We start from the raw sequence: 12,788 nt of genomic DNA on the forward strand, positions 1-12,788 counted from the left end.
CGCGACACGACAGCAGGATCACCACAACACGCGTGGTAAATCATTGGTTAACAACAGCTTTGGTCGACCGTGCGCCCTAATCGAGCGTCCCGACATGCCGTTACCCGCGGTTCGACGCACCCACACTGCAGCCGGGACAGTTCCAAGCCTTTGCCCATCGCGAGGCGTGGCCCAGCCGTTGACAGCGCGCCATGCTGCCGAATTTCGTGCGCTTGTAGCCGAGCGGGAGGTCTGAACCGCAATCCTGTCCGACCCGGCCGCTACGGTGATCGGTACACAATCGCTCATGGGGGCCAAATATGGGTTATGACATCAGCTTTCATCCTGTGGACATGCGCCTGGCCGAGGAACGGGTCATACCGTTTCTGGCCGGCCGGGGCAGCGACGATGATCTGGACGATCTGATCGCCGACGCCGTACGACAGGCGAAGGTTCGGTTTCGTGCGAACGCGTGGGGACTGGGCGTTCTGAAGGCATCCGGCAGCAGGGATTTCGACAGCGGCCTCTACCTCTGGGGCCGGCCGTTCTTCGTCACCGCCGATGATCCGGCGATCGTCGCCGAAACCGTTGTGCGCTATTGCAATTCCACTCTCGACGAGGTCGACGATCTGGCCCGCAGTCAGATCGACCTGCTCGATCCGGCCCTGTCGAAACACGTCCAGCCTGACATGGCAGGTACCCTGCCCGCCGACCATAACCTGGCCAAGGGCTTCCGCTGGAAACTCGACCTGCTGCGGGAAGCGACGTCCGCAGTCCGCGCCGACCGCCCGACCATCCGCAAGAGCGATGGCGACGAGATCTCCGCCGCAGACGCACTGACCGGCAATATCCAATTCGTCCTGATCGAATTCCTCGCCGCGCTGCTTCCCGGCTGGATCGAGCGCGGCCGGGTATGGCCCACCGAACTGGCCGAACAAGCCACAACCAACGGCTATCCGCCACTGTCCGACAACACCCCGTTGTTCGGTTCCTTCCCGGCCGAGTTCCCTTCGCTGGATTGGGAATCCAACTGGACCATTCCCTCCAACTATGCGATCGGCGGCTACGCCGCGCCCTCGAACATCCAGCCCTTGCGAAACTGGCTGTCCCAGAATGTCGAAGCGCTCGCCGCGGTGGGCGACAAATGGGACGATCGCCCCTACGTCCGCAAGGCCCTCCGCAAGCTCGACGAAGCCTTGGCCCTGGCCGAACTGACCGGCTCCGCCTTCGTCGAAGCCGCCGAGATCTACTACCCCGGGATGGGCACCGTCAACTGACGCCCTCCCACCCCTTCGCAAGCATGCCGCCGAGGCGTCCGCCTATGCCGCGACCCGCGCGTTCCGAGGTGGCCGGCGTGACGCAGGCGGCGAGACCGACTGCGGCCCAGGATATTCGCATTGCGAACTTTCGTGTGATGCCGGATGCCCGGAGGCGGCGTCCTGCAATTTGCCGAATACTATTGGGCGACAGGGCATCCCGTCCGGGATCGGTGACACTCCGCAGGGAGGTGATCATGATTGTCTGTGGGCGGCTTACGGAGGCAGGGTTGGCCGCTGCGCGGCGAATGGCTGATGGCCCTCGGGTAGAACAACCGCATCTCAGTCGGTCGCGAGGCGGGCGGCCCTCGAACGAAAAAACCGGCAGATACCGTGCGGTACCTGCCGGTTCAGCGTCGGGTGCGACGAGTGGACCCGGGTGTCTCCGAGGTCAGCGGGTGGCGATGATCGCCGAGCCGTGACCGAAGAGACCCTGATTCACCGCGATTCCGGCGCGGGCATTCTCGACCTGGCGACCGTCGGCCTGGCCACGCAACTGCCAGGTGAGCTCGCAGATCTGAGCGATGGCCTGCGCTGGAATCGCCTCACCGAAACAGGCCAGGCCGCCACTGGGGTTCACCGGGACCCGCCCGCCCAATGTGGTTGCGCCGCTGCGCAACAGCGCCTCGGCGCCGCCCGTCTCGCAGAGCCCGATGTCCTCGTACCAGTCCAGTTCCAGCGCTGTGGACAGGTCATAGACCTCCGCGAAGGACAGTTCGTCCGGCCCGAGCCCGGCCTCCTCGTACGCGGCCTGCGCGATGGCGGAGCGGAACGCGTGCGGCGGGGCCTCGACGGCCACCGCGGAATCGGTGGCGAAATCCGGCAGATCGATGACGGTCTTCGGGAAGGTCGGCGTGACCGTCGACAACGCCCGGATGCGGACCGGGTCGGCGATGCCGTGCCGGCGCGCGTAGTCCATCGACGTCAGCACCAGCGCGGCGCCGCCGTCACTGGTCGCGCAAATGTCGAGCAGCCGCAAGGGATCCGACACGATCGCCGAGGCCGCGACCTCCTCGGCCGCCACCTCCTTGCGATACCGGGCATACGGGTTGTTCAGGCCGTGGCGAGCGTTCTTCACCTTAACGGCGGCGAAATCCTCGAGCGTGGCACCGTGCAGTGCCATCCGGCGGCGGGCGTAGAGCGCGAAGTAGATCGGGTTGGTCGCGCCGAGCAGGTGGAAGCGCAGCCAGTCGGGATCATCGCGGCGTTCACCGCCGACCGGCTGGAAGAAGCCCTTCGGGGTGGTGTCGGCGCCGATCACCAGCGCCACATCGGTCAGTCCGGCCAGGATCTGCGCACGCGCATTGGCAATGGCCTGCGCACCCGAGGCACAGGCGGCGTAACTGCTCGAGATCCGCGCACCCGACCAGCCCAGTGCCTGAGCGAAAGTCGCGCCCGCGACGAAGCCGGGGTACCCGTTGCGGATGGTGTCCGCGCCGGCGATGTACCCGACATCGAGGTGGTCCACCCCGGCATCGGCCAGCGCCGCACGCGCCGCGACCAGCCCGTACTCGACGAAGTTCCGCCCCCACTTGCCCCACGGGTGCATGCCCGCACCGAGGACGGCGATGTCCCGATCGTTCGTGTCAGTCATTGACCGGCCTCCACATCCACACCGTGTGCTCTGCCTCGTCGTCCTCGTACAGCGTGCCCACGGCCAATTCCACCGGCATGCCCACGGCCAGATCGTCCACGGTGAACCCGCGCACCACCTGTCCGAGAATCACCATCTGCTCGACCTCGAGCTCCACCGCCGCAACGACATACGGCTCGAACGGATCCGCCGAGACATAGGGCGCGGGCGGCTTGTACCGGGCGTCCGCGTACGACCAGATCCGGCCACGCGTGGAAAACAGGTATTCGGCCAGCTCGGAGCCGTCCTTCGCACCGGCACAGCGCGGGTTGCGACAGGCCAGCGTGTTCCGCGGGAAATACGGTGTGCCGCAATCCTTGCACCGGCTCCCCTTGAGCCGCACCACACCGTCGTCCGCAGTGAACCAGTCAGCCACAGCGGGGCGTTGTTCTTTCTGCACAACCCCGACGGTATAGGAACACGTTCTACTTTGGGGCCGAATTCCGCTCCGCGAATCCACGCCCGGAGGTACGGTGACTCCAGATGGAGGATGCCCGGCACCCTCGAGTCGATCTGGAGTACCACAACGCGATGGGCACCAAAGCCATTGACCCGCAGTCGATCCGCAACGTCACCCTCCTCGGCGACCCCGCCGACACGGCCCGACTGGCCCACCACCTGCGCTGCGGTTCCGGCAACCCCACCTCCAGCCCCGCGACCGCGCTCCACTGGGCAACAGACGGCGTCGAGCACACGATCCGCCTCGCCGAGCTATCGACCCAAGCCCCGATTGCGGCCCTGCAACGCTCCATCCGAGTAGCCGACGGCGTGATCGCAGTGGTCGACGCCGCCACAAGCCTCGCCCCCCGCCTCGAAACCATGCTCCGCGTGGCCGACGACCACCAGGTCGCCCGCCTCTGCCTCATCACCGGCCTCGACCACCCCGACGCCGACTTCGACCATTGCGTCCGCACCATCGCCGACACCCGCGGCGCAGCCCCCCTCCCCCTCCAGATCCCCATCACCCCAGGCCCCCACCTCGAGGGCCTCATCGACCTGATCGCCCTCTGGTCCCTCGAACCCCTGGCCGCCGAAATCTATGGCAGCCACTGGAAACTCGCCGAACCCTGGCACCGCAATCTCGCAACAACAGTGACAGCCCAACGCGCCAGTTCCGCTCCCCCGATCACCCAGCCAGAACTCCCCCGCGACCAGCTACATCACCGAATCCGCCACGCAACCCGCATAGGCGACACAATCCCCATCCTCTGCCACTCCGACCCCCTCACCCCACTCCTGGACGCCATAGTCCGCTACCTCCCCTCCCCATTGGACGTCTGCCAACCAGAACACGCCCTCGACTACTGACGGACGCCGCCCTCGCCGCGAATCAGCGCAGCGCTTTGCGCACCTGGAAGGTGGTGAGGACTTCCTCGCTGGGCGGGCCGCCGAAAGGCTGCCAGGTGAGGGCGAATTCGATCAGCTGCTGTTCGTCGCTGTTCATGGAGAAGGAATCGCGTCCCTCGGTGGGATTGTGGTCAGATCGCGTTGAGGCCGATCTCGGCGCAGCCCTGGAGCAGGGCCTCCCGGCCGAAGGCTTCGACGGGGCCGACGACGCCCGTGGTCAGCCGTGGGCCGGTGAGGAGTTGCGCTGCGCCCCAGGCGATGAGCTCGCCGGTGAGGGTGTAGATGCTGGGGCCCTCGAGGTGGACCTCGGCCAGGACGCCGGTCTTGTCGGAGGCGACGGCGACCACGTGGGTGCGGGTCCGGGCGCGTTCGGCGGTGTCGGGGCCACCGGCCGGGCCGATCATGGGCCGGCTCAGCAGATCGACCAGGGCACGACCGCCCGGAATCCGCACGGTGGCAGCGGCAATCGTGGTTTGGATCGAGATCAGTCGGCTCAGTGCGGGGAACCAGCCGTTGTACACGGTGACGTTGTCGAGGGCCGGGAATGCGCTGGGCAGGTACAGCACTTCGGTGCCGGAAACGAGGAATGCGCTTCTGCGGCGGCCACGCACGGTGAACGCCCGAACCTTCGAAGCGGTGCGTGCTTCGGTGATCCGGCGGTCGCGCCAGCTCACGATCGGCAGGGTGACGGCGTCACGCATGGTGGTGCGAGTGCCCTGACTCAGGCCGCGCCACAGGGGTCCGGTGGCGAAGTAGCCGATATCGATCGAGCGTGCGCGGTCGCCGGCCCAGTGCGCGGCCAGGGTGCCGGCGAGGATCCCGGGCACATAGTCATAACCGAACGCGGGCAGCATGACCGCCCCGGTGGCACGTGCGCGATCGTTCAGGTCGCGGTGCAGGTCGCGGACGAAACCGACTTCGCCGGTGGAGTCGATGTAATGCGCACCGATGTCGGCGGCCGCACGCGCCACCGCGTGCCCGAACCGCTCGAAGGGCCCGACGGTGGTGATCAGGACATCGCCGCGGCCGACCACTGCCGCGATCCTCTCCGCATCGGTGACATCGACCAGCGCGTAATCCAGTCGTCCGGATCGTTGCGCGAGGGCGTGCAGCGCGTCGCGATCACGGCCTGCCAGAACAGGTTCGACACCTCTGCGCCGCAACGAGTCGAGCACGAGTCCGCCCGTGTAGCCGGTGGCGCCGAGCAGGACGATGCGTCCGGTCATGAGGGAGTTGCTCCTTGTCTGGTGGTCGGAAGGTGGGGACACGGGGATACCTATCCCCCGATGTTCACGCGCGCGATCTGTCGGCTCGAGCGGGTCGAAATACGGCTGAAGGCGCGAAATACCTAGGCCCCCGGGATGACCAGCACCATCGGACGATTCCCGCGGACCGCGTCGTGTTCATGAACGGTCTTCACGGCTGCGGACTCCATCGATTCGGTGGGGATGCGGTGCGCTGTCATGCGCCGAACACGCGGCGGTCGAGGGCGGCCACGACCCTCGGATAGAGCTCTGGGAAGAGCCGGACCGCGTAGTCGAGCACCTTTGCGTCGCGGCCCACCCGGATGCGCGGCGAGCCGACAGCAACACCGTCGAGGATGATGTTCGCGGCATCGGAAGGCAGCATCCGCAGCAGTCTCCGGTTGTAGAAATCCACCCGCTTACGTTGGGAGGCAGTGAGATCGACGCCGCGGGCCGACGCGACGGCGAGGTTTCCGGAGGCGATGCCGGTCTTCACGCCGCCGGGGCGAACCGTGGTCACCTTGACCGGGTGGCGGGCGGCAAGGATTTCGGTGCGCAGGGCCTCGGTGAAGCCGCGGACGCCGAACTTGCTGGCGCAGTAAGCAGTCAGCGTCGGCTGCGCCAGATAGCAGCAGGCCGCGGCCGATCCCGGAACCTGCGCCGGTGACAACGGCAACCTTGCCCTTGAACATGTCACCTGCGGACAGCCCCGCGCTCATGCGGGCACCGACACAGCGGGCTGAGCCGGACGGCTTGCGACCGGGGTTTCGAAGTGCAGCTCGGGATCGAGGATGCTGCCTCTCCGCAGGATGTGCACGTCGTCCTGGTAGTTCATCGACGTCCGCCACGGCATCCGATCGCCCTGGGTGGGCAGCTGGTCGACGACGCGCTGGATGTAGCCCGCGGCGAAGTCGAGGAACGGCCGGGTCGGCATGGACTTGTCTGCGACCTCGGCGCGCGCGATCCGGTAGCCGTTCTCGTCCATGTGAGCCAGCAGGCGGCAGAAATGCTCACACAGCAGGCCGATCTTCAATGTCCACGACGAGTTGGTGTAGCCGATGGCGTAGGCCAGATTCGGCACTCCCGACAGCATCAAACCCTTGTACGCCATGGTGTTCGGCAGCTCGATCGAGCGGCCGTCCACGGTCACCGGGATACCGCCGAACGCCTGCACGTTCAGGCCCGTGGCCGTGACGATGATGTCGGCGTCGAGTTCCCGGCCCGAAGCCAGCCGGATACCGGTCTCCGTGAAGGTGTCGATGCGGTCGGTGACCACCGAGGCCTTGCCGTCGCGGATGGCGGCGAACAGGTCACCGTCGGGGACGGTGCACAGGCGCTGCTCCCACGGGTTGTACGGCGGATTGAAATGCTCGTCGACCGGATAGCCTTCCGGCAGCTGTTTGGCATTGGCCCACCGGATGAATCGGCGCACCTGGTCCGGGTACTTCTGCGAGAGACTCCAGATCAGCTTCTGCTGGGCGATGTTCTTACGGCGGGTCCAGGCGTAGCCGCGTTCGTCGCCGAGCAGCCGCTTCATCGCGTTCGCGATCGGGTCCTTCTTCGGCACCGGCAGGATGTAGGTGGGGGTGCGTTGCAGCATCGTCACGTGCGCAGCGGAATCCGCCATCGCGGGAATCAGGGTCACCGCGGTCGCGCCGCTGCCGATGACGACGACGCGCTTGCCGGCGTAGTCCAGGTCCTCGGGCCACTGCTGCGGGTGCACGACGCTGCCCCGGAACCGGTCACGGCCGGTGAACTCGGGGGTGAATCCCTCGTCGTAGCGGTAGTAGCCGGCGGCGGAGAAGATCCAGTCGGCGGTCAGCTCCACCAGCTCGCCGGTGTCGGTGCGCTCCACCTGCAGGGTCCAGCACGCCTCCGCCGAGGACCAGGAACCCGCGATCACCTTGTGGTGGTAGCGAATTGCGTCGTCGAGGCCGTTCTCGGTGGCGGTCTCGCGCAGGTAGGACAGGATCCGTTCACCGTCGGCGATCGACTGCTCGTCGCGCCACGGCTTGAACTCGTAGCCGAAGGTGTGCAGGTCCGAGTCCGATCGAATACCGGGGTACCGGAACAGATCCCAGGTGCCGCCCAGGCTGCCGCGGGCCTCCAGAATGGCGAAGCTCTTGTGCGGCACCATGGTTCGCAGGTAGCGGCCCGCACCGATGCCGGAGATTCCGGCGCCGACGATCACGACATCGACGTGTTCGGCGGACGACGTCCCGGAGGTCTGAGGGGGTGTCATAGCGGCTCCTTGTTCCAGCTCCGCATGCCACGCGACGATGCGGAGACTGGATTCCAGGATCGAATACCGCCGGAGAGTTGCGCCACAACATAGTGACGCACGATATTGGAATTGTGGTTCAAAATGACGCAAGCGGTGCGCGATGGCCCGAGCCCGGTCCGGAAACCGTCGCCCTCATCCGGCAGGCCGCGGAGATAGCGCTGAATCAGCCCGCGGAGTGGCTCGAGGACCTGCACGAGGCCTCCTTGGCGGGCGAGCGCATGCAGCGAATCGCGGACGACCCCGCGCTCGCCGACGCGGTGCGGCGCGCCAACGTCGCGAACATCGCGCACTGGGCCTGGTCCAATGTGCAGCATCCCGGCCGCAGAGTCCCGCCGAACCTCGGACCCGAAGCCCTCTCGACAGCAAGGGATCTGGCGCGGCGTGGACTGGACGAGGCCTCACTCGAGGCCTACCGCACCACCTACAGCGTCATATGGAACCGCTGCATGGAGGTGTGTTTCGCGCTCACCGACGATCCCCGGCAGCTGCGTGAACTGCTGGGGCTCGCCTCACTGTCGATCTCGACCTTCATCGAGGACACCATCGCCGCCGTCACCGACCAGCTGAAAGCCGAGAAGGCGGACCTCACCCGGGGCACCCACGCCGAACGCCGTGCCACCGTGTCACTACTGCTCGAAGGCGCGCCGATCCGGCTCGCCCAGGCGGAAGCCCAGCTGGGCTACCGGCTGACCGGACCGCACACCGCCGCCACCCTGTGGGCCACGTCCTCCACGGTCAGCGACCAGCTCGAGGCCGCCGCGGAACTGCTCATGCGGATCAGCGGTGCCGGGCACCGGCTCACGATCGTGGCCGGCGCCGCGGCCCTGTGGCTGTGGCTGCCCGTCGACACCGCACCCGAACTGGCCCCGATCATCGAAGGACTCGATGCCGCACCGGACATCCGCATCGCCATCGGCCGGCCCGGCACCGACCTCGACGGGTTCCGCCGCAGCCACCTCGACGCCCTCGAAACCCAGCGCATGCTCGCCCGCCTCACCTCACACCGGAGAGTCGCCCGACATCAAGACATCCAGCTGGTCGCCGTCCTCACCAACGACCCCATCCGCGCCGACGAATTCATCGCGGACACACTGGGCGAGCTGGCCGGCGCCGACCCCGAGATAGTCGAAGCGCTCACCACCTACATCGAAGAGCAGTGCAGCATCGCCCGCACCGCAGACCGCCTGTACACCCACCGCAGCACCGTGGTCCGCCGCCTGGCCCGGGCCGGGGAACTCCTACCGCGCCCCCTCGGAACCAACACCATCGCCGTCGGCGCCGCCCTCGACGTCCTCCGCTGGACCCGCTGACTGCTTCACGCAGCGGTATCCGACCGAAGATTGCCCCACGAAAAACCTTGGCAGACATGCGTGTTCAAGAGACATCCCGATTCGGCCTCGATCCCGACGTCGAGATCGGAATCGCCCCCGCAGCCATCGAGCGCAAACATTTCGCCGACCACTGGGTACAGGTGCTCGACAAATGCCCGATCAGTTGAAACCCGATTTCGCGTAAGCTGAAAGCGGACGCGCCGTACTGGTCACGCGGCGACCCGGAAACTACTCGCATCGAGGTGAAAGAAACATGGCCTTCGATGTTTCGCTACAGCCCAGGTGATCCGGGCCCAGGTAATTCGTTTCGCCAGCAGACAAGAACGCCAGTAGTTTCTGGGCACATCCTGCTCGGGCCGGGCCGCACCCGGAAGTAAGAACAAAGAAGAAAGTACGATCATGCGTAGAGCAACGGCGCTCTTCGCCGCATCATTGTTGGCCATCCTCTTTTCCATCACCTACGCAACGAGCCCGACTGCTCGGGCCGCCGGCTGCGTCGGCGACTGGGCCATCGGAATCGGCGGCTCAGGCGACCCGTCGGTGTTCGCTCCGTACGTCGATCAGACCGTCGGCTACAACTCCGCCCTCCCGATGTTGGCATTGAACGAAATCGACCGGCTCTTCTGGTCACACCGCACTGAATGTCCGCGCGATCACATCCGCTTGATCGGGCACAGCGAGGGCGCGGGCATACTCCACGCCTGGGTCACCGCTCACCAAGATGTCGGCAATGCGAACGCCATCCTGCTATCGGATCCCAAACGCGCTCCGGGACCCGGTTCGGCTGGACTGTCCTCAACTCCCGGAAATTGGCTCATCGGTTATCCACTGGCCGGCGTCGACGATTGGTTCGGCAACATCCCGGTGCTCACCGTCTGCAACCACGACGACGAAATCTGTGACACATCGGCTGGTTGGTTGGGCTACGTGTTCGCGGGGGCGCATGATCGGTACGATTTCAACGTCTGGGACTACGGCGATTGGAATTCCGGGGTCTGGTACCGGTAGTCGATGATTTGAGGTATCAGAATCGGCAGATGTATCCACGCGCTTATATGGAAAGAAATTCGCAATGCAGCAGATCTAATTGATTCCAGCGGCCATCGGCCCACGACGCGGCGCTCCGCGGGGACAGGTCCGACGCCCTGAAGGGAAAACCTGTTGCAGGGCAAGGGTTCTCAGCGACGCTGCAGGGGAACAGCGATCACCTGAGACGCTTTCGAAGGTGGGCGCAGAGGGGATCGAACCCCCCCGACCGCTGGTGTAAAACCAGTAGGCAAGAAAGATCGCCACGGCCGATGCGACCCACTTTGCTGCCGTCGATGAATACGCGGTACTTGCGCAGAAGGTCCACATATCCGCCAGGTCGCCACCGGACAGTCATGGCCGCAAGGTAACGCAAGGTAATCGGTCAGGGTCTGACCACGAAGACCGCACTGTCGCCGAAGTCGACGAGGTAGGCGGCGCCGAGACCGGGGTCCACCGCGGCCCCCTCTGTAGTCCGGCCGGACCCGGGGATGGGGGTGACCTTGTGAGTGTCGACGTCGATCGCCACCGGCGTCAGGTCGAGCGTGGTTGGGTCGCCGTTCATCGGCGTCACCCCGACGTAGAGGATGCGGCGATCCTGGTCAAGGGCAATCATGCTCGGGCGGTGGACGGGAATGATGCCGGTGGCCCGGTTCGTATGGGTGTCGATCGTCCATATCGAGTCACCCACGTTGTTCGCGACGTAGAGGGTACCGGAGCGATGGTCGAGCGCGAGGCCAAATGGCCCCTGGCCCACCGCGACGGTCGCGGCCACGGTGTTGTTCGACAGGTCGATCACCGACACGGAGTTTTCGCCATCGTTGCCGACGTAGAGCCGCGAGCGATCGGCATCGACCACGACCTCTATCGGCCGGATACCCACCCCGATGGTGGCGGTCACGGCGCGGACGCGGGGGTCGATCACCGACACCGAACCCGGCTTCGACCCAGTGCGTATACCGTTACCGGCCTGGCCCTCCGCGAGCGGATCGACGGTGGCGTTGCTGACATACACCAAATGGCTGCGGGGGTCGACCGCCACCTCGTCCGCGTTGGCCCCGACGGCGATGGTCGCGGTGACGGTGTTGGTGTTCGCGTCGATCATGAACACCTTGCCGGCGTCGGCGTAGTCGGTCACGTACACGGTGCGGGTTTGCGGGTCGACCGCCACACCCTGCGCGCTCGGTATGTTTTCGATGGTGGCGGTGACAGCGAGGGTGGTGCCGTCGATAACGGAAACGGTACCGCCGGAAGTATTCGCGACGTACACGTGGTGTGTCGTGGCATCGACCGCTACGCCCTGCGGGTTCTTCCCGACGGCGACCGGGCTGACAGTGAAGGCCGGCGAGCCGTGCGGTGGCGGTTTCGGCCACATCAGGACCACAGCGACCGCAGCGATGATCGCGACCGCCGCGGCGGCAACCGCAAGCAACCGGCGGCGGACGCGGCGCTTTCGGACCGGAGTCCCCGGCACCACCGCCGGCTCCGTCGCGCTCGCATACGCGGCGCCTGCGACTGCCGGGATACCCTCCGTCACCATCTTGGATTTCGGCGGTGCGGTCGACGATGAGACGGTCGCGGCGAGCTCCTTCGATGCCGCCGCCAGCGTGTCGTTGGCGGCAGCAGCCAGCTCACCACAACTGGAGTATCGACTGTCACGGTCCTTGGCCAGGGCGCGTTCGACGATGGCATCGAAACCTTCGGGCACACGCATTTCGCCCTGCCTGCTGGGCTTCGGGATCGGCAGGCTCAAATGCCCGTACATCAGCTGCGCGGGGGTGCTCCCGGGATACGGCAGCGCCCCGGTGAGCATCCGGTACAGAGTCGCACCCAGGGAGTACACGTCGACACGGTGATCGATCGTCGTGCCGATATCGAATTGTTCGGGCGCGGCGTACTGCAGACTCGCCAGGAGCATGCCGCTGCGAGTAAAACCGCCGGTTTCATCGAGAGCCTTGGCGATACCGAAGTCCGCGAGCAACACCCGCTCGGGTTCACCGCGCGACGCGTCGGTCAACAGGATGTTGGCCGGCTTCACGTCACGATGCAACACCCCGTGCCCGTGGGCGTAATCGAGCGCAGCCGCGGTCTCGGTGACGATCCACACCACCCGCCCCACCGGCAGCCCCCCATCCCGCAGCAGCTCGGCCACGTCGCTGCCGTCGACATACTGCATCGCGATCCACAACTGACCACCCTCGTTGCCGCGGTCGTAGACGGTGACGATATTCCGATGGTCCAGCCGGGCAGCGGTATCGGCCTCTCGCAGGAACCGGGCACGCACATCCTCGTCATCGGTCAGAGCACGGTTGAGCACCTTCAGAGCGACCAGGCGCGGCAGATTCGGATGCTCAGCCAGATACACCGTGCCCATACCACCCGCACCGAGCCGACGCAGGATCCGATAGCCGGCGAATACTCCCCCAGGCTCCAACGAAGCGCCCATCGCTGAGGACCCCTCCCTTCCGGGAACACCCTCAATCCGACACCCGACCAGCAACCACCCAGCCCGCTATTCGGGCACCCACACTGGCAACAGAAACCTCTCAATAAGCATAGGCGCGGACACCGGCCATACGAGATCTCGAACCGGTCGGCCTGCTCGAGTCCGAGACGGCGCCGGTGCCG

Annotated in this window: 11 protein-coding genes; 5 read left to right on the forward strand and 6 right to left on the reverse strand. The window is 66.1% G+C overall.

Features of this window, described 5'->3' with window-relative positions:
• Positions 1-332: 332 nt before the first annotated feature.
• Positions 333-1,256: a hypothetical protein gene (locus ACWEKS_RS08770; RefSeq protein WP_452339525.1), complete on the forward strand. Its 924-nt coding sequence runs from the start codon at positions 333-335 to the stop codon at positions 1,254-1,256.
• Positions 1,257-1,686: 430 nt separating this feature from the next.
• On the opposite strand, the gene ACWEKS_RS08775 is transcribed toward ACWEKS_RS08770, so the two are convergent.
• Complete coding sequence (locus tag ACWEKS_RS08775) at positions 1,687-2,889, reverse strand: lipid-transfer protein (RefSeq protein WP_364615718.1); 1,203 nt, start codon at positions 2,887-2,889, stop codon at positions 1,687-1,689.
• Positions 2,882-3,328: a Zn-ribbon domain-containing OB-fold protein gene (locus ACWEKS_RS08780; protein WP_354838229.1), complete on the reverse strand. Its 447-nt coding sequence runs from the start codon at positions 3,326-3,328 to the stop codon at positions 2,882-2,884. Before ACWEKS_RS08780 ends, ACWEKS_RS08775 begins: the two co-directional genes overlap by 8 nt.
• Before the next feature lie 83 nt (positions 3,329-3,411).
• On the opposite strand from ACWEKS_RS08780, the gene ACWEKS_RS08785 reads away from it, so the two are divergent.
• On the forward strand, positions 3,412-4,236 hold the full coding sequence (locus ACWEKS_RS08785) for a GTP-binding protein (RefSeq protein WP_452339526.1): 825 nt from the start codon (positions 3,412-3,414) through the stop codon (positions 4,234-4,236).
• A gap of 170 nt (positions 4,237-4,406) precedes the next feature.
• Here the strand turns inward: ACWEKS_RS08785 and ACWEKS_RS08790 are convergent, their stop codons facing one another.
• From ACWEKS_RS08790 to ACWEKS_RS08800, 3 genes are all read right to left on the reverse strand, one after another.
• Positions 4,407-5,501 carry a saccharopine dehydrogenase family protein gene (locus tag ACWEKS_RS08790; RefSeq protein WP_452339527.1) on the reverse strand — a complete coding sequence of 365 codons (1,095 nt, stop codon included), beginning with the start codon at positions 5,499-5,501 and terminating at the stop codon, positions 4,407-4,409.
• Positions 5,502-5,736: 235 nt separating this feature from the next.
• Positions 5,737-6,189: an SDR family NAD(P)-dependent oxidoreductase gene (locus tag ACWEKS_RS08795; protein ID WP_452339528.1), complete on the reverse strand. Its 453-nt coding sequence runs from the start codon at positions 6,187-6,189 to the stop codon at positions 5,737-5,739.
• Between the two features lie 45 nt (positions 6,190-6,234).
• Positions 6,235-7,761, reverse strand: coding sequence for a flavin-containing monooxygenase (locus ACWEKS_RS08800; protein WP_452339529.1), 1,527 nt, complete (start codon positions 7,759-7,761; stop codon positions 6,235-6,237).
• A gap of 113 nt (positions 7,762-7,874) precedes the next feature.
• Between ACWEKS_RS08800 and ACWEKS_RS08805 the strand changes: the two genes are divergently transcribed.
• From ACWEKS_RS08805 to ACWEKS_RS08815, 3 genes are all read left to right on the forward strand, one after another.
• A complete protein-coding gene (locus ACWEKS_RS08805) occupies positions 7,875-9,113 on the forward strand; it encodes a PucR family transcriptional regulator (RefSeq protein ID WP_452339530.1) in 1,239 nt (412 codons plus the stop codon).
• A gap of 56 nt (positions 9,114-9,169) precedes the next feature.
• Positions 9,170-9,301: a hypothetical protein gene (locus ACWEKS_RS08810; protein ID WP_452339531.1), complete on the forward strand. Its 132-nt coding sequence runs from the start codon at positions 9,170-9,172 to the stop codon at positions 9,299-9,301.
• A 232-nt stretch (positions 9,302-9,533) separates the two neighbouring features.
• The gene (locus ACWEKS_RS08815; protein WP_452339532.1) at positions 9,534-10,142 is read left to right on the forward strand and encodes a hypothetical protein; all 609 of its coding nucleotides are present in this window, start codon (positions 9,534-9,536) and stop codon (positions 10,140-10,142) included.
• Positions 10,143-10,545: 403 nt separating this feature from the next.
• Here ACWEKS_RS08815 and ACWEKS_RS08820 read toward each other — a convergent pair whose 3' ends face one another.
• Entirely contained in the window at positions 10,546-12,606 is a 2,061-nt protein-coding gene (locus ACWEKS_RS08820; protein ID WP_452339533.1) for a protein kinase domain-containing protein, read from the reverse strand.
• Positions 12,607-12,788: the final 182 nt, after the last annotated feature.

Source organism: Nocardia sp. NPDC004711 (assembly GCF_053601595.1).

Coding starts and splice junctions, on each gene's coding strand:
- ACWEKS_RS08770 (WP_452339525.1), top strand. CDS start 333: ATGCGCCTGGCCGAGGAACGGGTCATACCGTTTCTGGCCGGCCGGGGC.
- ACWEKS_RS08775 (WP_364615718.1), bottom strand. CDS start 2,889: ATGACTGACACGAACGATCGGGACATCGCCGTCCTCGGTGCGGGCATG.
- ACWEKS_RS08785 (WP_452339526.1), top strand. CDS start 3,412: ATGGAGGATGCCCGGCACCCTCGAGTCGATCTGGAGTACCACAACGCG.
- ACWEKS_RS08790 (WP_452339527.1), bottom strand. CDS start 5,501: ATGACCGGACGCATCGTCCTGCTCGGCGCCACCGGCTACACGGGCGGA.
- ACWEKS_RS08800 (WP_452339529.1), bottom strand. CDS start 7,761: ATGACACCCCCTCAGACCTCCGGGACGTCGTCCGCCGAACACGTCGAT.
- ACWEKS_RS08810 (WP_452339531.1), top strand. CDS start 9,170: ATGCGTGTTCAAGAGACATCCCGATTCGGCCTCGATCCCGACGTCGAG.
- ACWEKS_RS08815 (WP_452339532.1), top strand. CDS start 9,534: ATGCGTAGAGCAACGGCGCTCTTCGCCGCATCATTGTTGGCCATCCTC.
- ACWEKS_RS08820 (WP_452339533.1), bottom strand. CDS start 12,606: ATGGGCGCTTCGTTGGAGCCTGGGGGAGTATTCGCCGGCTATCGGATC.